Annotated in this window: 18 protein-coding genes (1 of these 18 running past the window's edge); 2 read left to right on the top strand and 16 right to left on the bottom strand. The window is 46.9% G+C overall.

The window, feature by feature from the left end; translation table 11 throughout:
• The 14 genes from AC3WS5_RS06145 to AC3WS5_RS06080 all read right to left on the bottom strand — a co-directional run.
• Positions 1-1,062 carry the 5' portion of a DUF4476 domain-containing protein gene (locus tag AC3WS5_RS06145; protein WP_492466377.1) on the bottom strand. The gene continues 270 nt to the left of window position 1, outside the view, so only the first 1,062 of its 1,332 coding nucleotides appear in the window; it begins with the start codon at positions 1,060-1,062; the stop codon falls past the left edge of the window.
• A gap of 314 nt (positions 1,063-1,376) precedes the next feature.
• The gene (locus AC3WS5_RS06140) at positions 1,377-2,225 is read right to left on the bottom strand and encodes a TPM domain-containing protein (RefSeq protein WP_492466376.1); all 849 of its coding nucleotides are present in this window, start codon (positions 2,223-2,225) and stop codon (positions 1,377-1,379) included.
• A 65-nt stretch (positions 2,226-2,290) separates the two neighbouring features.
• Positions 2,291-2,752 (bottom strand): TPM domain-containing protein, encoded by a 462-nt coding sequence (locus AC3WS5_RS06135; protein ID WP_492466375.1) that lies wholly within the window; start codon positions 2,750-2,752, stop codon positions 2,291-2,293.
• 3 nt (positions 2,753-2,755) lie between these two features.
• Positions 2,756-3,340, bottom strand: coding sequence for a LemA family protein (locus AC3WS5_RS06130; RefSeq protein WP_492466374.1), 585 nt, complete (start codon positions 3,338-3,340; stop codon positions 2,756-2,758).
• Positions 3,341-3,401: 61 nt separating this feature from the next.
• On the bottom strand, positions 3,402-3,983 hold the full coding sequence (locus AC3WS5_RS06125) for a LemA family protein (RefSeq protein WP_492466373.1): 582 nt from the start codon (positions 3,981-3,983) through the stop codon (positions 3,402-3,404).
• 216 nt (positions 3,984-4,199) lie between these two features.
• Entirely contained in the window at positions 4,200-5,483 is a 1,284-nt protein-coding gene (locus AC3WS5_RS06120; protein ID WP_492466372.1) for a TolC family protein, read from the bottom strand.
• 10 nt (positions 5,484-5,493) lie between these two features.
• Positions 5,494-8,583: an efflux RND transporter permease subunit gene (locus tag AC3WS5_RS06115; protein ID WP_492466371.1), complete on the bottom strand. Its 3,090-nt coding sequence runs from the start codon at positions 8,581-8,583 to the stop codon at positions 5,494-5,496.
• 14 nt (positions 8,584-8,597) lie between these two features.
• Positions 8,598-9,737: an efflux RND transporter periplasmic adaptor subunit gene (locus AC3WS5_RS06110; protein ID WP_492466370.1), complete on the bottom strand. Its 1,140-nt coding sequence runs from the start codon at positions 9,735-9,737 to the stop codon at positions 8,598-8,600.
• A 512-nt stretch (positions 9,738-10,249) separates the two neighbouring features.
• Entirely contained in the window at positions 10,250-11,620 is a 1,371-nt protein-coding gene (locus AC3WS5_RS06105) for an ATP-binding protein (RefSeq protein WP_492466369.1), read from the bottom strand.
• A gap of 2 nt (positions 11,621-11,622) precedes the next feature.
• Complete coding sequence (locus tag AC3WS5_RS06100; RefSeq protein WP_492466368.1) at positions 11,623-12,306, bottom strand: response regulator transcription factor; 684 nt, start codon at positions 12,304-12,306, stop codon at positions 11,623-11,625.
• Positions 12,307-12,619: 313 nt separating this feature from the next.
• Positions 12,620-12,982: a diacylglycerol kinase gene (locus AC3WS5_RS06095; protein WP_492466367.1), complete on the bottom strand. Its 363-nt coding sequence runs from the start codon at positions 12,980-12,982 to the stop codon at positions 12,620-12,622.
• A gap of 183 nt (positions 12,983-13,165) precedes the next feature.
• Positions 13,166-14,023 carry a sigma-70 family RNA polymerase sigma factor gene (locus tag AC3WS5_RS06090; RefSeq protein WP_492466366.1) on the bottom strand — a complete coding sequence of 286 codons (858 nt, stop codon included), beginning with the start codon at positions 14,021-14,023 and terminating at the stop codon, positions 13,166-13,168.
• Between the two features lie 181 nt (positions 14,024-14,204).
• A complete protein-coding gene (locus AC3WS5_RS06085) occupies positions 14,205-15,488 on the bottom strand; it encodes a prolipoprotein diacylglyceryl transferase (protein WP_492466365.1) in 1,284 nt (427 codons plus the stop codon).
• Between the two features lie 127 nt (positions 15,489-15,615).
• Positions 15,616-16,029 carry a BrxA/BrxB family bacilliredoxin gene (locus AC3WS5_RS06080; protein ID WP_492466364.1) on the bottom strand — a complete coding sequence of 138 codons (414 nt, stop codon included), beginning with the start codon at positions 16,027-16,029 and terminating at the stop codon, positions 15,616-15,618.
• A gap of 301 nt (positions 16,030-16,330) precedes the next feature.
• Here AC3WS5_RS06080 and AC3WS5_RS06075 point away from each other — a divergent pair, with 301 nt between their 5' ends.
• Both AC3WS5_RS06075 and AC3WS5_RS06070 read left to right on the top strand, forming a co-directional pair.
• Positions 16,331-16,777, top strand: coding sequence for an Hsp20/alpha crystallin family protein (locus AC3WS5_RS06075; protein WP_492466363.1), 447 nt, complete (start codon positions 16,331-16,333; stop codon positions 16,775-16,777).
• A gap of 146 nt (positions 16,778-16,923) precedes the next feature.
• Complete coding sequence (locus tag AC3WS5_RS06070; protein WP_492466362.1) at positions 16,924-18,189, top strand: hypothetical protein; 1,266 nt, start codon at positions 16,924-16,926, stop codon at positions 18,187-18,189.
• 106 nt (positions 18,190-18,295) lie between these two features.
• On the opposite strand, the gene pdeM is transcribed toward AC3WS5_RS06070, so the two are convergent.
• A complete protein-coding gene (pdeM, locus tag AC3WS5_RS06065) occupies positions 18,296-18,946 on the bottom strand; it encodes a ligase-associated DNA damage response endonuclease PdeM (protein ID WP_492466361.1) in 651 nt (216 codons plus the stop codon).
• Between the two features lie 2 nt (positions 18,947-18,948).
• Positions 18,949-21,405, bottom strand: coding sequence for a ligase-associated DNA damage response DEXH box helicase (locus AC3WS5_RS06060; RefSeq protein ID WP_492466360.1), 2,457 nt, complete (start codon positions 21,403-21,405; stop codon positions 18,949-18,951).
• Between the last annotated feature and the right edge of the window lie 197 nt (positions 21,406-21,602).

The following is a 21,602-nucleotide window of genomic DNA, read 5'->3' as shown; positions in this document are numbered from 1 at the left end:
ATCGTCTGCCACGGATTTACAGGTACCAGCCGGGTTGGTGTTAGCCGCAGTCACTTCTTCCGTTCCTTTTTCGGACTGAACAGGGTTCAATGGCTTTTCCTCCTCCACCTGTGTCTTCTTTTCAACCGGTTGTTCTGTCGCCTTTTCAGCCGGCTTTTTCGGTACTACCGACGGAGCCTGTACCACAACGGACTGCTCAGCGGCGGGTTTCTGTTGTGCCAATTTTGTTTCTGATGGAATAAATATGGTTACTGCCTCAGTCTTGCCATTGTCCGTCTTGTCCTCATAAACGGCAGTCAGACCAGCCTCACTCTCCGCCTGGGTTACTTTCTGAATGGCAGACTCTTTTGCCGGAACCACCTTCGGCAATTGCTCAGATTCGTTTGCTTTAGCGGCAGTTGGCGGTATATGCGCCTGTGCGGATTTGGCAGAATCCGTTGCATCCGCATGTACCACAGTTTCTTTGGCCCGGGACTCGGGTAAAGGTTTTTCCTGGACAGGTGTTGCAGGTGTTGCTACCGGCTGAGGCTGACTGACAACCTTCGGCGGCTCCTCTTTTGGTTTTTCTAACAACCCGGGATCATTGGCCGCCTTAGACAATACTTTGGTAAAATCTGATACATTTTCTTTCATGACCGTTTCGGGCTCCTTCTTTATCGGTTCCTGCTTCTGAACCGGTGCCTGGGCTACCGCATGGTCCGCGGCTCCGGCGGGAATGGGTTTTTCCACCGCCATGGTCTGGAGATCAAAAAGCCCCCAGCCTTCATCTCCAAAATTCTTAATCAGATATCCTTTGTCCTTCGAATCGATCCTGAAATTAAAAGTCAGCTCCGGATATTTATTTTGAGGGAAACCCACAATCAGCTTATAATTCCCATCCTTCAATTGCGGTAAAATCAGGTACCCGGAAGTATTTGCACTAATGGTTTGCTGATTGATCCGGATATAAAAGGGCTGTGCCGGTTCGGTTTGTAGGTAAACAAAATATTTTGCATCATATTGTCCGAAAGTGACTAGTCCAGCCAGTATAATAAAGAATGTCAGCAAAAAGCGCTTACTCATGATATTTGTATTTGTCCAGAACAACAAAAATAGAATAATTTAACCTATTCCCTTGTAGGACGGGAGAATTTAGGGATTTGTTGCAAGCTTCGTAGGGGATGCTCGGGGAGCGCTTCTATTTTACTTCCGGGCAAAACATATACAAAAAAGTATAATTATATCATCTTACAGCAACAGGGCTTCTGGCCAGACCGGTCCACGGTCTGACTAAACCCTAACAAAACTGGGTATCTTGGAATTTTGAAACACCGGAATTCTATTCACATCCAAATTGAACAGATCTCTGTCCGGCCAGGCACACGGTTAAGGGCTAATCACCAGCTCCCGCCAGCGCCACCTCCGCCAAAGCCGCCGCCACCGAACCCACCGAAGCCTCCTCCACCACCGCCGAAGCCGCCACCTCCTCTATCGCCGCCACCAAATCCGCCGGGGAATATCCAGGGCACGCCTCCCCTGCCCCAATTATCCGAGTACCCTCGCCGGGAAACATAACCGCCCCCGCCATTCCTGTTTGTAAATGAAATAATCACGAATACAATGATCATGATCAGGATGATGGATAGGGTACCCAGACCTTTACCTTTACGATGATAAGCCTCAGGAGCCTTATACCTGCCTGCAGCGGCCTTGATAATATTGTCCGTTGCCTCATCCAGCCCCCGGTAATAATCTCCGGTTTTAAAATTCGGGATCAGGTTATTTTGAATTATTTCACCCGCTATGAGATCTGTGACGGCTCCCTCAAGGCCGTAGCCCGTTGCAATAAATACGCCTCGTTTGCCACCTTTCGTCGCAGTATTTACCAGGATCACCACGCCATTGCTGAATTGCTTTTGTCCGCCCACACCCCATTTTCTTCCAAGCGCGATGGCATAATCATCAATAGAATAGCCTTGTAACTGATCCACGATCACGACGGCAATCTGGTTGCTGGTGCTATCATCGTAGGCAACCAGCTTATGTTCAAGCGCCGTTACCTGGTAGGGTGATAATACTGTTCCGGTGAAATCATTGACCAACCGGGGAGGATTCGGTGCGGGAGGAATACCGGCATCTGTCTGGGCTGCAGCTATTTGGCAAAGAGGAAACAAAAACAGCATAAGAAGCCAACCCCATGGTCGTGAGTAAACGCTGATTCTATTCCAAAGTAAAATTGTTTTCAAAATAAATAAATATTTAATCAAGTTCCACCCTGCCGGCAGTCGGTTGCAGAAGTGCGGCCCGGTGCTTATCCGAATACAATATCATCGGGCAATTCATTTTGATCGGTGTCCTTGTCGTATGGAAAATACTGATGAAGGCCTTCTCCGATCTGGCGGACATAACTGGTTAGTCCTGCGGCAAAGTTTTTATTGTTGAAATGCTGCAGAATATGTCGGACCAGATTTTCCCAGTAAGCTTTGCCGGTTTTCTGGTAAATGCCTTCGTCTCCAAAGATGGCCAGTTGACGATCTCTGACAGCCATATACAAGAGCACCCCATTGCGGTTGGCGGTCTGATCCATCTTCAAATTAAAAAACACTTCTGCAGCCCGTTCCAGGGGATCGATATGTTTGCATTTCCTTTCAATGAAGACCCTGATCTCGCCGCTGGTCCGGCTTTCGGCGTCACGAATCGCCTGGACGATCTCTTCTTGTTCCGACTTACTAAGTAAGCCCGGCCCTGGTTTTCGAAATCTAAAGAATGCCATTGGTCAGAATTTTATTTCAACACTTTTTTCACTGCCCGGAACGGCCTGGAAGCCGGTTTTTTCTTTAAACCCGAAAATTCCTGCAACCAGGCTTTTGGGAAACGTCCGGACGGATTTATTATAGTCCGCCACTGACGCATTAAAATCATTCCTGGCCACTTTGATCCGGCGCTCATTGCCTTCCAACTGTGTTTGCAAACCCCGGTAAGCATCTGTGCCTTTCAGGGTAGGATACTTCTCGATCACGGCGATCAGCCGGTTGGACGCGGCACCCAGGTTGTCCTGCGCCTGAACCTGAGCGTTATAATTTTCGGCAGACAGTCCGCCTCCCGCACTTCGTTGTGCGCGACTCCGGGCTTCAGCGATTGCTGTAAGTGTGCTCTGCTCAAAATCTGAAACGCCTTTAACTACATTCACCAGGTTTTGGGTGAGGTCCAGCCTGCGCTGGTAAACCGTCTGGACTTCACTCCACATCTGTTTCACTTTTTCATCTTTCCCAACCAGACCGTTATAGGATACCAGGGTGTACAAGCCTGCCAGCACCAATAAGGAAACCCCAATAAACCCGAGTCTGTTTTTTTTCACCATATAGTGATGTTATTTATCTTTTCGTGATTATCCCCTTTAAAGAACAGGAAATACAGCCTGATCAGAACTGCACTTTAGGAGCTGTCTCCGCACCCGGTTCCGCTTTAAACCCTTCGCGGGCTTTAAATCCGAACATTCCCCCCAGTATATTCATTGGAAATGAGCGGACCTTGGTATTAAAGGTATTAACGGATGCATTGAACTGTTGACGGGAAGAACGTATATCATTTTCAATACCTTCCAATTGACCCTGCAATTGCAGGTAATTCTGATTGGCTTTCAAGTCGGGATAGTTTTCGACTACGGCTAAGAGGCGGCTTAGTGCACTGCTCATCTCGCCCTGTGCGGCCTGAAACTTGTTAATGGCCTCCGGCGTCAGATTTTCTGCGTTAACATTCACTGAAGTGGCCTTACTACGCGCTTCAATAACTCGGGTCAGGGTCTCCTGTTCAAATTTTGCAGCGCCCTTCACGGTATTGACCAGGTTACCCACCAGGTCATTTCGTTTCTGGTACTCGCTCTGGACGTTATTCCAGGCTTTCTTTACGTTCTCGTCTTCTTTAACCAGGGAGTTATAACCGCTGCAGCCCATAAAGCCTACCACGACCAGTGCTATAACGATAATCAGCGTTAATCCTTTCATAGTTTTTGATTTTAGGTTTAATTCACAAATTTATAAACAATGTTCAGATTGATCACAACTTTCGGACCCCGTATCGGCCAGAATATCGGCGAATGACCTGAAAACACCGGCAAAGGTAACCAACAGCGATAGCATTGAAGGTATACGCCTTGCTCTCACCAATTTAACTATCGACGTGTAGCTGCTTTTGTCTTAGTCGTCCCAGAGTCCGCCACCTTACTTAATATCCCAGATTCCCGCCGCCAGCTCCAACCTTACCAATGTAACAGCAAAGTTGTACAGAGCCTGGTAGTAATTCTGCTGAACATCGTTATAAGTGCGCTGTGCATTCAATACCTCCAACAGGGAGGTTTCGCCCCGTTTATAGCAATAGATCTTACCTTCCAATATTTTACTGGCTTCGGCTAAGGTACCCGTTTTATAAATACCCACTTGTTTTGCGGACGCCGTGTAGCTAAACCAGGCCTGGGTCACTTCGGTTTCAATCTGATGCAACACAGCCTCATAATGCATATCCGCCTGCATAATAGCGTAACCGGCAGCATTGAGCGTGCCCTTATTCCTGTTGGAAAACTTTATTGGAACTGAAATCCCGGCGCTGATAGCCCTGTAATAGGGTGTGGGCGCTTCCTCATTTGTGGATGCCCCGTTCAATGTAACGCCGGCGTTTACACCCAGGTCGATCGCCCGGTTGGCCTTCACCAGCGCCAACTCATTCCGGCTTACCGCCTGGTTGTTGCGCGCCGCAACCACATCGGCCCTTTGAATCCGCGCAGTAGCAATCAGCGTCGCAGGGTCAAAATCCCGGTCCGGGTTTTCAACCTGATTCAGGGGACTTATGAGCGCGTCCATTCCTTTAACACCGGCGTAATAGTTGAGCTGCACCAGTGCATTTTCCCAGTCTGCCGAGTATTGCAAAAGATCTATGCCAAGGTTTTCAGCTTCCAGCCTGGATTGACGCGCATCCATTTCTGTAATAGCCCCCAATTTATATCGAATAGAATCGGCAGCAGCAAGTTGTTTCATGGACTGGTAAGAGTCCCGCTGCACTTTCAAAAGGAAGTATTGCCGAGTGGCCTCGTAGTAAGCGATGGCTGCCTCCGCCCGCAAATTCCTGAAATAATCCGCTAACAATGTCCTGCTGAGTTCCTCCTGGCTTTTTGCAAGCCCCATCCTTGCCTTTCTTTTGCCACCCAGTTCAATGGTAGCGCCCAGGCCAGCATCCCAACCCCGCCCCAGGTGCAGTTTCGAGTGTTGATTGTCGTGGCCATTCAGAGAAAAAGAGGGATCCGGAAAGACCTTTGCACTTTCCGTAATGGCCTCAGCAATGGGGACATTAAATTTTTCCGCAGCATATCTTTGGTTTTTTTCGGCGACCAATTGGAGGAATTGGCTTAGAGAAAGTTGTTTCTTATCGGAAAGGGGCATTCTTTGCGCGATTGAGTTTTTAGTCAGCATAAAGCCCATACAGAGTGAAAGTAACCATGTGATCCTGTACATTTGAATAAGATTATTTGGTGATATAATCATTCCGCCCCCATTTATTTTCAATGAGGTAATACAGTGCCGGAAGAACAAACAAGGTGATTGCGGTGGCAACAATCAGTCCGTAAACTATGACGGTAGCCAGCGGGCGTTGCACGTCGCTGCCAATACCGGTGGCCAGCGAAGCCGGAAGAAGACCGAGAGCAGCTACGGTGGCCGTCATCAGCACCGGGCGGAACCGGTGCCTGGTTCCCTCTACAACCGCTTGTAATAGTTCATACCCTTTTTTTCTAAGCTCATTAATATGAGCAATCAGAATAACCCCATTTTGAATAGCCACGCCAAACAGGGCAATAAACCCGACAGCGGAAGATACGTTGAGGGTCATACCGCGGATATTCAGCGCCAGCATCCCACCAAAGAGCGCCAATGGCACGATGGTGAGGATCAGTCCAGCCTGCCGGAATTTCCCAAAGGCGCCATACAGTAACAGAAACATAATGGCGAGTGCCATCGGAACGATAAAGGCAAGTTTAGCATAAGCTCTTTTTTGGTTTTCAAATTGACCACCCCACCGGATATGGTATTTTGCGTGATCGTATTTCACATTTTTTTCTATCCGCTGTTGCGATTCTTTTAAGAATGCCGTCAGGTCGGTTCCCCTCAGGTTGAGTTTCACCGTCAGGTGGCGGTGGTTCATTTCACGGGTAATGGTACTTTCGCCGGTAGCTTTTTTTACCTCGGCTATTTGCGATAAGGGGATATGGGCGCCTGTTTGTGAGGTGAGCATGAGATTGGCGATCTTATCCGGGGTGTTGCGGCTATCTTCTTTATAGCGGGCAATCACATCGTACACCTTATCGTTCTCAAACACCTGAGCGATGGCTTTCCCGCCAATCGCAATCTCTACCAGCTCACTCACGTCCTCAATATTAAGGGCGTAACGCGCCATGGCATCCCGGTTTACCGTAATTTGTAGCTGTGGCAAGGGCGGCTCCTGGTCAATCGCCACATCTGCGGCCCCTTTCACCGTTTTAAGGGTATTCGCCACGTCCTCTGCAATTCTGCGGGTCTCGCCAAAATCATTCCCGAAAATCTTTACCACCAGCTCACTATGCGCCCCTGCAATTTTATCCATAACCCCGTCGATCATTGGTTGGCTGAAACCAACGGTATACCCGGGCATGGATGCGTATTCTTTGGCCAGGTCATTGATGAGGTCATTTTTGGTGCGTCCGTTCTTCCATTCCTTATAAGGTTTCAGACCTACGCTACATTCAAAATGAGAAGCCGTCCAGGGGTCAGTCCCATCATCATTTCGTCCGGCCTGCACCATCACATAGGTAACTTCCGGGTGTTTTAGCGTTCGCAGGCGCAGCGTATCACTCATTTCTTTTGATTTCTCCAAAGAAATACCCGGAGGCAGTTGCACCTGCAACCAAATAGAACCTTCGTCCAACGGCGGCAGGAAATCCTTTCCCACCGTAACCGAGAGCACCACGGCTCCCAGCATTACAATAGCCAGGGGCACCCAAACCCTCCGGGGACGGTTCATGAATTTTTTTAATCGACTTTCATATAAATGGGTAAGTTGCTCCAACCATTTGTTATGATAAATTTTCCCTGGCTTTTTATATACCGCAAATGAGAGCCCGGGTATCAGGAGTAGTGCAACGGCCAGCGCTCCCAGCAATGCGTAACCAACGGTGAACGCCATTGGCGTGAACAGTTTCTTCTCAACCCGCTCAAAAGAAAACAAAGGAAGATAAGCCGTGATGATAATGATCGTGGAAAACAATATGGGTTTCCCAACTTCTATTGCTTTTTCTGCGATGGATTTTTCTTCCAGAATAGCATCGGGGTATTTCTCTCTGCGTTTCAATATCGTCTCCATCATCACGATGGCGCCGTCCACGATGATGCCAAAATCAATAGCTCCCATTGAAAGTAAATTGGCCGGCACATTAGTAAAGTGCATCAGGATAAATGCCACCAGCAGGGCAAGCGGAACAGTGATCGCTACAATGAGCGCCCCACGCCAGCTCCCCAGGAAGATAATCAGCACGATAATCACCAGGCCCATCCCTTCCAGTAAGGTTTTTGATACCGTGTGCAATGTGGTATTCACCAGGGAAGTCCGGTCCAGGTAAGCACGAATCTTTACACCCGGGGGGAGTATGTTTTGATTCAGATCATCAACAGCTTGATGAACCCCTTTCAATACTACGGAAGGATTCTGACCTTTTAGCAGCAAAACAATACCTGCAATCCCATCGCTGTGATTTACCTCTCCATCTGTATATCCGAGAATCCCCTTTCGTTCAAGATGACCATACCTGATAACACCAAGGTCTTTTAAGAATACCGCCACCCCTTTTTCAGATTTCACTACAACATCTCCAAGTGTCTCCAGGCTTTTTACCAGCCCAATACCCCGGATCACATAACCCAGATCACCGGTCGTCAATACGCTACCGCCGGCATTGGCGTTATTGCTCTGCACCGCTTCCCGGATGTTTTTCAAGGACACCTGGAATTGCTCAAGCCGCGCGGGATCTACTTCAATCTGGTATTGTGATGTAACTCCCCCAAAATTGGTAACGTCAGCTATCCCCGGCACTTGCTTGATCCGAGGAATAATAGTCCAGTTTTGCAGGTCGGTCAAACTCCGCAGGTCATGATCCTTGCTTTCAATGATATAACGGAAGATTTCGCCTGTGGGAGAGGTAAGAGGGTCCAGACCAGGTTTGGCGCCATAAGGCAATTCCACATCGCCCAGCCTTTCGGTGATTCTTTGGCGGGCCCAGTAATCATCAATACCATCTTCAAACACGATGGTGATCATGGAAAGCCCGAAAGTGCTCTTGCTACGCATCACGTGCATGCCCGGCATCCCATTCACAGCGCGTTCAATGGGGATGGTAATTTGTTGTTCCATTTCTTCTGCCGCCAGGCCGGGCACTTGGGTAACAATCTGGGAGGTAACGTCGGCAATATCCGGGTAGGCTTCTATTGACAATTGCTTCCAGGAATAATAACCAAAAATCCCTAATAATAAGAACAGTGTAAAGAACAGCCATCGCTTATGGATAGCAGTGTAAATAAGTTTTTGCATATCTCCCGAAGCTTTTAGTTGGCTTGTAGCAAATAAATTCCACCTTCAGTGATAATTGCATCTCCGGCTTTCAGTCCGGAGGTAACCACCACTTTATCGCCGTTGGTACCATCTGTCTGCACTTTCCGTCGGATGTATTTCCCCGGTCCGGCTACCAGGAAAACAAAGGCATCATCTTTCATCTGGAATAAGGCTTTTGCCGGCACCTCGATGCAGGACATGGGTTTGCCGGTGAAATAGATGGTGGCATACATGCCGGGTTTCAACCGGCGTTTTGAATTTTCTGCAACGGTCAGGACATTCGCTGTATGGGTTTCTTCATTCAGCAGTCCTTCAATGTGCGCTACTTTAGCCTGGATTCTATCGCCCGGGAATGCGACCACTTCAATAGTGCAGGGGTCGTTCGTTTCCACAAAGCGGATATCTTTTTCTTTTACCTGGCCAACGATCCACACCTGCGACAGATCTGCAACGATGGCTACAGACAAAGCATCCTCTTTCAGGTACTGCCCAAGGACTACTTTATTTTCCACAATCTCACCTGCAATCGGCGCCCGTACTATTAGCGGGCGACCCAATGCCGGTGACTGGCCATTTGAATTGAATATCTTCATCGCTGCCTGTGCGTTTTCGTATTCGTTCTTTGCAACGCTGTGTGTGGCTTGTGCCTCTTCCAGATCTTTTTGGGTGCCTACCCCGTTCCTGACCAGATCTTGTTGACGGCTTAAATTTTTTCCTGCCAAATCCATCTGTGATTTTGCTTGCATGAAATGTTTTTGGGCCTCCATAAAGTCCGCCGACCTGATTTCAAACAAGGGGGTTCCCGGAACCGTTTTCATACCCAGGTGCAAAAATGATTTTGTAATGCGTCCTTTGAACGGCGATGCGATTTCCGCAAAGCGGGTTGGGATTGCCCTGATGACCCCAGCAGTTGTAACCTGGTGTGCACAGGTTCCATTCTCAATCGCGGTTGTTTTGAGTTTCCCAGCTAACTCCGAGTGGGCTGCTACGGTGATTGTATCTCCGAAAACTGAAAGAAAAGCTGCAGCTCCCGGCTTACTCTCGCGATTACAGGAGACCAATACTATAAGTATTGTTAAAAGCTGAAGCCAGCATAGTTTTAAGGGTATGGATCTTTTTTTATCAAAAACCATTGAGGGTCTTTTTAAATATAACAATTTTAAATTCTCATGTAAGCTGACCTGGCTAACGAATAGATTCGCTAAAGGAGGTGATATTTTTTTAGCCTTCTTAAATCCCGGTAATAATTTTTATTGCGGTTTTTTTCTGCCTTGATACATGCGGCTTTGAAAATCCTTTTTTCTGCGCTAAATGAATCACAGGAGGGCATAGTTACGCCGGGCAAATTCCAGGCGCAGGGAATACGCGTGTTTAGTTTTCCGAGAAGAGTAATAATGCTGAACATAAGACTTTGATTTTATCCCCTCGTTACGGGGAAGCCATCAAAGCCTTCCTTTGTAAAGCGGGGAAGTTAATAATTGGGTTGACTGACCGGATACGTGTCCATGTTTGTCTTTTAATTGTTTAAGCATTCTTTTTTGAACGCACGGCGAAGGTAGAACCACCGAGGGGAAAAGCCGGTTAGAAAGCTCTTAGAATATTATTAGAAAATCATTAGAAGTTGCGTTCCGTCACTTGCGGAGGCTTATGTAAACTGGGGCAGACCGATGCTGAACACCGTACCTTTGTCAACGTCTGAAGACACGTGAATGGCGCCGCCGTGTAGCTGTATGATCCTTTGCACCAGGGCCAACCCAATCCCATTGCCGCTTACAAACGTTTTATTTTTTCCGCGGTAAAATGGCGTAAAAATATGCTGAAGATCTTCGGGTGAAATTCCTATGCCATTATCTGAAAATTGCAACAGGACCTGGTCGTTCGTATAGGAAATCGTCACTGTACTTTGTCCGTCGGGCGAGAACTTACAGCCGTTTTCCATGAGATTAATGAAGGCTGTTCTCAGCAGGTATTCATTCCCCTGCACAGAGATAAAGTCATCGTTTTCAATTTCTTTATCAAAATCAATGTTGACCTTATTGTTCGGCTGGACGTGGAGCACATCGTTCCGGGCATCCAGCAGCACCTCATCTAGCCGTATTTTTTTGAATGCGATTTCAGTTTGATCGTAATGCGCTTTTGCGAAGTCTAACAAGCTGTTCGAAAGCCGGATGAGCTTTTGGACATCGTAAATCAGGTGCTGGTTGGTTTGTTTATATTCATCCAGAGGGCGGTCTTTTAAAGCGATCAGCTGAAGCTCTGCAAGCATCGCCGCAAGCGGTGTTCTTAATTCGTGCGAGATATTCGAGACAAATTGCTTTTGCACGTCAAATGAATTTTCGAGCCGGTTCAGCATTTCATTAAATGTGATAGCCAGTGCAGCCATTTCATCTTTCCGGTTGCCTTCATCAATTCTTAAATCAAGGTTGGTGGCTGTTATCTTTTTGACTTTATTAACGATGGCAGAAACGGGTCTGAGTGACTGGCTGGCCAGAAACCTCCCGACAAAAAAAGTAATGGCTACGGCCACGATCAACGCGACAATAAGCGTATTTCTTAAAGAAGCGAGCTTGGCATAGCCATATTCATCGACGGCTGCAGCGGTGATAACAAAATCCTCATTATGGTGGTTATACAAGAAACCAACGACCTGCATCTTTCCCTGGTAGAATTGAATTTCTTTCTGTGCCACAACCCGGTTGATCATGCTTTTGGTTTCTTTAACCTTATCAATATCCACAGCGTCATGGTACAATAAATCGAATGAGGTGTCATAAATAGCCACCTCTTCATGGAACAGGAAAGTGGGTGTTTTTTTGTAAATGAGTTGCAAGACATTGGGGGCAATTTTTGAATCGAATAACAGGTTGGCTTTTGTTGTTGCCTGCAGCTTCAGCCGTTTAAAATATTCGTCTTCCCGAATTTCGGCGGAAGTGATATAGATCATCAATGCAAATGCCGAAAGCAGCGCTGCCACCAATAAAGTGAATAGAAGTGTGAGCCTGATCCTTATTTGCATAATTATCCTTTTTTAAGAATAAAGCCCATACCAGGTCTGGTATGAATAAGCTTCACCGGGAAATCTTTTTCTATTTTCTTTCTCAGGTAATTGATATACACGTCGATAAAATTGGTACCGGTATCAAAGGTTGTTTCCCAAACGTTCTCTGCGATCTCAGCCCGGCTGAGCACCCGCTCAGGGTTTCGCAGCATGTATTCCAGGAGCTTCAGCTCTTTGGGCGTAAGGTCAATTTCCCGGTTGCCTCTTTTCACGATCTTGGTGTGCTGGTTCATTTCAATATCTTCATAGGTAAGCAGGAAACCCTGGCTGCCGATGTTATTGGCGGCACGTTTCAGGAGCGCCCGTATTCGGGCGACCAGCTCCCTAAGCTCGAATGGTTTTACTAAATAGTCGTCGGCGCCCGCGTCAAAACCTTCAATTTTTTCGTTGGTGGTTCCCAGTGCAGTCAGCATAATAATGGGCACATCAGGTTTCATGCTCCTGATCTCTTTGCACAGATCAATTCCGTTGATGCCAGGCAATATGATGTCGGTGATAATTAAATCGAAAGGTTGATCAATTGCCAGTTGCTTCCCTGTTTCCCCTTCACTCGCCAGCACCACTTCAAATCCCTGTTCTTCCAGCCCTTCTTTTGTAAGGGCTGCAATTCTCGGGTCGTCTTCAATCAATAAAATCCCTGCCATTGCCCATTTCGTTTAGGACAAAGATACAACAGCAGGCAAAGTCGTCAAGGTGTAGGCGCTTCGTAGTTTTATACCGGGGATCACTCAGTTCCCATAACCATAAATTTCGGCAATGCTGATAAACGGATCCTCGCCTGAGCCTTCCGCTGTTGGCCGGCATCCTGAATTGCTAAAGCCGATATGCTGCCGTTTCCAACAGGACCAGCCGGCTTCCCGGGAACTTAAAACGCACCACCGGTTGAATTTTCAGTGCAAATTCGCTGAGGCAGCCGTTTTAGCAGTAGGTCTGTGACTAGTTTCGCTCCCTGGCACTTCATCCGCTTACTCTTTCAATAATTTTTGGCAAAAAAATCACCATCCCGGCCACAAAGGCACCAATTGATGCGACCAGCACTGCGCCGGCACTGATGTCTTTGACCCTTTTTATGGCATCCTGTTTGGCAGGGGCGACCGTATCACAAAGCGTTTCGATAGCAGTATTGATCATTTCCAGGGCGATGACGAGGCAGATAAATATCACCACAATGAGCATTTCAATTGTCCGGACATCAAGTACATAACAGAGGGTGATCGCGACGGCGGCCATCACCAGATGGATCCTAAAGTTTTGTTCGCTAGTAGCAATGGTTTGCAGTCCCTTGAGTGCAAAACCGAAACTGTTTAAAAATCTTCGCATGTTTACGTGCATTGAATGAACGGCAAGAAATCCAGGTTACAAGTTACACTTATTTTTCATTCGGGGGATGTCTCGTTGGGCTGCAATTCGGAACGCAGGTTTCAGTGAATGCAAAAGCCATAACGCGAGAACTCCGGCTTAATGCCGGAGTTCTCGCTATTTTGATCGTAAGGCAACTAATAATTATCCAAGATAAGATTTCAGGGCGCTGCTATACCTGGCCTTTTGCAGGCGCTTGATCGCTCTCTCTTTTATCTGACGGATCCGCTCTTTGGTAAGATCATATTTTTGACCGATCTGCTCGATGGTAACGCCATTTTCACCATCCAGTCCAAAATAGGCGTTCACGATTTCGGCTTCGCGGGGTGACAGAGACTTTAGTACGCGGCGAATCTCATTGCGAAGTGAATCTTTCATCACATCATCGTCGGTATCAGAGCCCCCTTCCAGCAAATCGCCCATCGCCACGTCTTCAGCTTCATGCACGGGCGCATCCAGGGATGTGTGCCGGGTATTACTCTGGAAAATGTTATTGATCTCAGTTTCGCTCATTTCCAGCAGCTCGGAAAGCTCTTCGGTCGATGGCTCCCGCTCGTGCTCCTGTTCAAACGCCATGTAAGCTTTATTGGCCTTATTATAGGTGCCGATCTTATTTTGCGGCAAACGGACCAACCTGCCCTGTTCGGCCAAAGCCTGCAGGATAGATTGCCTGATCCACCACACAGCGTAGGAAATAAATTTAAACCCTTTGGTTTCGTCAAACCTTTGCGCCGCTTTGATCAGACCCAGATTGCCCTCATTGATCAGATCACTGAGTGACAAACCCTGGTGCTGGTATTGCTTTGCCACAGACACGACAAACCTGAGGTTGGCCTGAACCAACTTATCCAGCGCACGCTGATCGCCCATTTTGATACGTTGGGCGAGTGTGGTCTCTTCCTCGGGTGTGATCATAGAAATCTTCGAGATTTCCTGGAGGTATTTTTCAACCGCCTGGGAATCCCTGTTTGTGATTTGAGTAGCAATTTTTAGCTGACGCATATATTATTCTAGTATTGAGTGGAATCTATTTCTTATAGACGTTCTTTTAGGGCCAAACGCTGCACTCTCGCACAAATTAAGCACCCATTTTTTTAAGAACGTGCAAAGATACGCCAAATTTTGTTCAAACCTGGCTTTTTCTTGCCCTGCTTATTCCAACAAGTATGCCGCAAAAAAGTTTTCAAATGGCCGATGGGGCAAGCTTCCGGTTGTTCTTCCTTGCGTACAGGATCAGACCTATCCCCAAAAGGATCAATCCAAAGGATATTAATTCGGCCTGTGTAATGTGCATGCCCAGAAAATTCATCTTCACATTCACCCTTATTTTTTCAATCCAAAATCTTTCCAGTCCATTGAAAACAAGGTATATGCCGAAAAGCACTCCGGGTATTTTAATTTTTTTGCGCATGAGCCATAATATGCCAAACAGAATCAGGCAAACGATGATTTCGTAGAGCGATGTAGGAAATACCGGAACGGGCAGATGGTTGCAGTATTGACCGGTACAGCCTGAAAGTGCAACGCCCGCTTCGTTTACGTTGTGCGGGAAATCATACCCGAAAAACCAGTCCGGAAGGAAACTGAGCCATCCCGGTTTGGGGAAAAAGGCGTGCGGTGATTCATGACTGGCAAAAAAAGCCGCATTTTCCATCAGCGCCTGGTTATAGTCGGCCATTGTTCCTGGTGCGATTCCACCTGAAGCGGTGGTCTTAAAGGCCGAATTGTATATCCCCCAGTCGCCATCCCCAGATACCTGACAGCCGATCCGGCCCACTGCATAAGCCATCATCATGATGGGCCCCAGGACATCGGTAAAATGCCAGAAATTGATCTTATGCTTCCGGCAATACCACCAAAGGGCAATCCCCGCAAAGATCAGTCCTCCGTAAAAAGTTAATCCCGATGCAGAAAAAATTGACGATGGATCTTTCAGAAAGCTATCCCAATTCTCGAAGGTGTCAAAAATCTTTGCGCCTACAATACCGGCCACCAGCGCGACCATGGTTATCTCCCCCACTCGGTCGTGCGGCCACACACGGATGGTGCGGGTTTCAGGTTTTGCCAGTTTCTGTTTGTTCTTCTCGCGCCAGCGAAACCACGCAAATAAAAGGCCCAGCACTATACCGGCGGGCCAGTTCCCCTGCCCGGAGAAAATATACTCCTGAGGGTTCACAGCCAGTTTATCATCCAGGAAGATGAGGCCAAGGATCTTGTACCCCAGCAGAAATCCAAGGAAAAAATTCAGGAGCAGTTCTCCGGTCGATGCCGGTTTACCAACGCTGATCTTCTCCTCCACCGGGCTCAGACGGCCTTCTCTGCCCAGCCTTCTCAGTTCTGCGGCCAAAAGAAAGGAGGCCAGGATAAAGGCGATGGCTACGAAAAAGCCGAAAGAATTAATAAAATGCAAAAATTTCCAATCGACCCCGAAGAAGTCTTTGAAAACATAGTACAGGTTGGGGTACATGCTTATCCGTTCATTTTGTTTGGCAATATTACGGAAAAGACCCTATAAATTAACAGGATAAGAATGCAACAGGCGGCAACAAAATTTCCGCCCCCATTTTTTGATTCCCGTTAAAGTTCCTGGCAGCTTAACAATATTCGTCAAAAGCGGCGATCAGGTTTTGGGCGATCATTTGCGCGGAGCGGCCCTCAATCATGTGCCTCTCTACAAAATGCACCAGCCTGCCATCCTTAAACAGCGCGATGGAAGGCGATGATGGCGGATAAGGTAACAGATGTTCCCTTACCTTCTTAACTGCGTCCATATCAAACCCCGCAAAACTCGTTGTCAGCTGGTCGGGCTTTTTTTCTGCATTAGCAACTGCTATCAGCACGCCAGGCCTGGCAGTACCTGCCGAACATCCGCAAACTGAATTTATCACCATTAAATTTGTGCCTTTTTGAGCCAGGCTGGTCTCCACGGCTTCGGGGGTCAATAATTCCTCAAAACCATTGTCAGTCAGTTCCTCCTTCATGGGGATCACTATTTCCTGTGGGTACATATTTTTAGTCGTTTTAATTGTTGGATAAAGAACATCAAAATAACGTAAAAGTTCAATTAAAAAGAAAGAACTTATTAAACCTTGAGCCCCTTGCAAAAACATCTGATCGCGACTTAAGCAAATCCGCAGTGAGCCCCTAAACTCAAAACAAACCGACATATTGACATTTAAAACCTTTCCATAATGCCATTATGACATATTAGGTATATCAAAACTGCGATTTTTACCGGGTGAGGGCATTAGGAACCGGATTTGATGTTCTTTCACTGAAATAAATTTAAAAACGACAAAGTAATTTACCATGACAAATTTAAAATTCAATGTGGCTCCTTTTGATCGGAGCCTGAGCAACCTGATGGATGATTTTCTGACCGAGACGCCTTCGTTTTTGAAACACAACCTGAGCCGTACGCGGTCAGGCGGCTTTGCGCCGGTGAACATTATCGAAAAAGATGACTTATATGAGCTGGAGATTGTGGCTCCCGGATTTGAAAAGCAGGACTTTAAGATCCACCTGGATAATACCCTGTTAACCATCTCCGCAGAAAAGAAGCAAGAAGAAACGTCTGAAAATGGCAAGAGCATTGTGAAAGAATTTCATGCTAAGTCTTTCAAGAGAAGTTTTACACTCGATGAAAAGATCGACAGCGAAAAAATAGCGGCCCAATATGTTAATGGAATCTTAAAGGTAACCCTTAACAAAAAGGAAGCGTCTAAAACGACGTCCAAGGATATAGAAATACTGTAAGCAAGTTTTTCTCATAAGCAGTTAGTTTTGGTTTAGGGCCTGTTGTTTCTACAATGGGCTTTTTTGTTTAATTTTGATTTGAAACCTTTTGAAGCAAACTAGCGTCTAATATTTACTTTTGCGACACTTACCAGGGTTTTAACATTATGCGAAAAATTTTTCTACTTATTTTCCTGATTTCCAGTACAGCATTTACTGGTTTCTCACAGGAAAAAAGAGATAGTATCCATTTGTCGGATCCGGGCCAGTCATTCTCCCTGCATCCGGTGGATACTTCTTTGAGAATTATCAACCTGAACCCGTTCTTTTCTCTGCACGTGGATTCCAGCCTGACCTACCGGCTCCAGATCAATAAAGACCCCAAAAAGTACTATTGGTACCTGAAAAATGCACCTGCCGGTTTAAGGATCGACAAAGACAACGGGACCCTTTCCTTCAAATCTAACAAAGCCCTGTTCATGTCGGGCAGACTAAACTATGATGTCAACTACCCCGTGAGCGTTGGTGTACAAAATCTCTTCAATCCACATGAAAAGGTGGATACCTCCTTTACCATTACATTTTACAACACAGATGTCATTCTTCCCCGGCTGAAACCCAGCGTGGTGAGCCCGGTGACGATTGAAGAGGGCAATAAACTGTACTTCAATGTTATGTGCGGATCAGGAAATTTCCCTATCGACAGAATTCTTTTTACCAGCGATATTTCAATCAGTAATTTTAAGATTCCCAAAACTTGCGATGATACCTTTGAATGGATTCCGCCTTACGACTTCGTCAATGAAAAGGATTCGGCGAAAGTGAAAATCATCAAACTGTTTTTCATCGGCACCACCAAATTTAATTTCTCCGATACGGCCATAGTAAAAGTCATTGTAAAGGATGCCCTCAATTACGACATTGCAACGGCCGATTATAAAGAAGCCGATAGCCTGATGCGGAAATGGACCAAGGACCTCAAATACACATTTTTCCTGCTAGATAAGAAAGTAAGAAGAACCAAGTCGTACCGCTCTACTTTTGATATAACTTCAGCAACTTCAACGGTTACCGGGACGGTCGTGTCCACAACGACCACCAATAAAAATGCAGCGAAAATTCTTCCCAGCGCCGGAATCATTCTCTTACCCGTGAAAGAAGCTGCGGCACCCAATAAAAATGTCGAACAGAACCAGGCTTCACTTTTGAGAAGCACTTACAAGCGCCTCGAATACGTACAGTATGACAACCGCCTGTCGGGCGACAGAGATCCGCTAATTGTGCAAAAGACGGAGACCCTGAAAAAAGAGCTCCGACAGACAAAGATTCAACTGAGTGAAGTTCCAACCGATTCGGCAGAAAAAATTCCCGAAGGAGAATTGGATAATATGATCAACAACCCCAGGGTTCAGAAGAAATACCGTCTGAAATAAAAAAGTCGGTTTCAATCGCTGTCAGTAGAACCTCGTTTCCCCGTTTAAGCCAGTCAACGCCCGTTTTCACACCGCGGCATGGGTGCTAAAAATTTACGCGTTAGTATCAACATTCCAGAATAGCGTTTCCTGTCGTGACAAAAATCTTTTCGTTTCCGATATGAGAATATTTTGTGCTCAGCCCGGTAAAATGACTGAACGCAGGCATGTACAGGTAGCTTTCGGTAACGACAAAACAGGGAAGTCGCAGTGCTTGACGAGGTCGACCTTCAATCCTGAAGCCAGGGTGAATATGGCCTGAAATGGTGAACAGTCCCGGGTCGGGATCTCCCATTTCATGTGTGAACAAAAATGAATCAATTCGGCATTCCCGCGACAGGAGTTCAATTTCCAAACGATTCAAATCTGCTGCCTGAAGTTTGTCATGGTTACCGGGCACCAGGCAGATGCGGACAGAACTGATGCGCCTACGCCAGGTGATGAACTGTTTAAAATCACCATTAACTTCGTGGTGAAACATATCACCCGCCACCAGCAGGCTATCGGGATTAAATTGATCAATGAGCAAGGTCAGCCTCTTCAGGTCATCCATCATCACCTCCGAAGAGACCTGTATACCGTTTTTTTGGAAATAGGCCGCTTTTCCCAAATGCAAATCAGCCAGGACCAGCATTTTCCTTTTAGGCCAGTAAAGCCCTCTATGCGATGATAGCACAACTACCTCGCCTCCGCACATGATCTCTTTAACCTGCTCCATATCTATTTTCCAGTATCTCTCCCTGCTTCATCCTTTATTTTTTTGATCCTGTTCTCCAATGCTTCGCTGCTAAGGTCCTGCCTGAGGCCGTCCACCATGATCGGGAAACTTAATGGCGTGAAAAAAGGTGGATTTGTCAGGATAAGCCTGCTCTGACTGATTCGTTGCAGTGCTGCGATGAGTCTCGGCTCTTCCAACTGATGAAAAAACACTTCGTCATATGCCTGCCGTAGCAAGAGGTTTGAAGGATCATACTGCTCAAAAATCCTGTAAATAATTCCGGCAGATGATTGCAGGTTTTTATCAGCTTTGAAGGTACCCTGAAAATTCCGGATCACCAACCCCGCAATAACAGCGATATCCCGAAACTTACGACCGGCCATTTCAGTTGCATTAATACTTTTGGCAATATCAGCAGTCAGATTTTCGACGGACAATAGATCCCTGAGCATGGTGATATCCATCGAAACAGGCTGATCACTCAACAATTCAAAACCGTAATCATTCATAGCCATTGAAAAGGTTATGGGCCGAAAACGGCTGAACCGGTAAGCAACCAAAGCCGCCATAACCTCGTGTACAGCCCTTCCTTCAAAAGGATACATATACAAATGGTAGCCTTCTCTGGATATGATCTGCTCCACCAGAAACTCATTTTCCTCAGGAATACGAGAATATCTTTTCTGTTCTTCAAATAATCCAGACAATTTTTTCAACTCCGGACCCGCATCTGTCGATTGGGAAGCCTGACTCAGTTCATACCTCAGCATTGCGCTAAGGTTGGAAGAAAGGGGCATCCTTCCACCCATCCAACTCGGCGTGATGGCTTTCTTCGCGCGTGAGGGGCGAACAATCACCGTCATATCCCTGATCATGATGAACTCAACCACTTTCCCGGCAAGGCCAAAATTATCACCTGGTTTCAGGCGGCTGATAAAATATTCTTCTACCATCCCCAGGTACCCGCCAGTCATGAACTTCACTTTCAGCATTGGATCGCTGACAATAACACCCAGATTCATACGGTGTGTCATAGCGATCCGGCGATTTATCACCCGGTAGATACCTTCTTCCACAATAACCTTCTGAAAATCGGGATACGCCTGGAGTACCTCACCACCTATGGTGATAAAACGGAGCGCCCAGTTCCACTCATCCCGGTTCATTTCACCAAAAGCATAGGTCCCTTTAACTTCGCGCCAGATTTCTTCCTCCCGAAAGCCCTCACCAACGGCCAGTGTAACCAGGTATTGCACAAGGGTGTCGAAGGGCAGGACAAGCGGCACCCGGTCTTCTATGATATTCAGGCGGGCCGCCTCTTTCAGAGCAGCGACCTCAAGCAGTTCCAGTGAATGTGTGGGCAGAAAGTAAATCCTGGAGGTTTCAAATGGCGAATGACCACTTCGGCCGGCACGCTGCAAAAAACGAGCGACTCCCTTGGGAGACCCTATTTGAATAACGCTATCAACCGGTTTGAAATCTACCCCCAGGTCCAGCGAAGAAGTGCAGATCACCGCCTTTAGTACCCCACTATGCAGCATGTCTTCTATCCAGACGCGAAGCTCTGCATCCACCGAACCGTGATGTATGGCTAACTGACCGGCAAGGTCGGGACATACATTCAACAATACCTGGTACCATATTTCACTCTGTCCTCGGGTATTGGTAAAAATAAGGGTTGTTTTACTTTCCTGGATGATGGGGATCAGGCGGTCGGCCATTTTAGTTCCCAGGTGACCTGCCCAGGGCAGGATTTCCATTTTATCCGGAAAAACCGGGATAATCTTCGTTTTTTTCTTTTCCCGGGCCCTGACCAGTGCTCTTGGTGTAATCTTATCGGGTATCAGTACTTCAAAGGCTGTCTCCACATTACCAATCGTTGCCGAAATACCCCATACCCTCAACGCCGGGGAAATATGGCGCAGCCTGGCTAATGCCAGTTCAGTCAGCACACCTCTTTTGCTGCCGATCAATTCGTGCCACTCATCTACGGCCACACAACGCAGGTTCCTGAAATATCGGGAGTTATCCTTTTGGGCAAACAGCAGGTGCAGACTTTCCGGTGTAATAATCAGAATATCCGGCATCTGCTTTTTTTGCCGCTGTCTTTCTTTCGCTGGCGTGTCCCCGTTGCGGACTCCTACCTCCCAGTCTAAGCCTATTTGTTCCAGCGCATCGCTCATTGCCCTGGCCAGATCTTTTGCAAGGGACCGTAGGGGTGTGATCCAAAGCAGTTTTAATCCTTTGTCGTATTCCTGCGGATGGTTCAGGTAATGTATCAGGACAGCCAGAAATACGGAAAATGTTTTTCCAAAACCTGTGGGCGCCAGGATCATTCCCGAATACCCGTCCTGGTATCTCTGCCAGGCTTCTTCCTGAAAGTGGAAAGGTGAATATCCCGTTGATCTCAGCCAGTCAGCGATCAATTCATAACCGGATGTTTTTTTGATATCGGTCAAGGTTACCGGGATTTATAGTTTTTGTAAACTTACGGCAACTATCCGAATAGAATTCAGGGATCGTTATTTTTAAGTCTGATTTAATACGCTACAAATGGATCTGGTTTCTAATCCAGGTGGCGTGTTATCAGCCATGAAATTTATTTTCCGGAATATCGGTGGCAAGTGCTTCCGTCTAAAAACATACCCGTGCCCCG

The sequence above is a fragment of the Niabella sp. CPT15-335-S11 genome (assembly GCF_058792415.1).
This window is presented reverse-complemented; position numbering and strand designations above follow the sequence as displayed.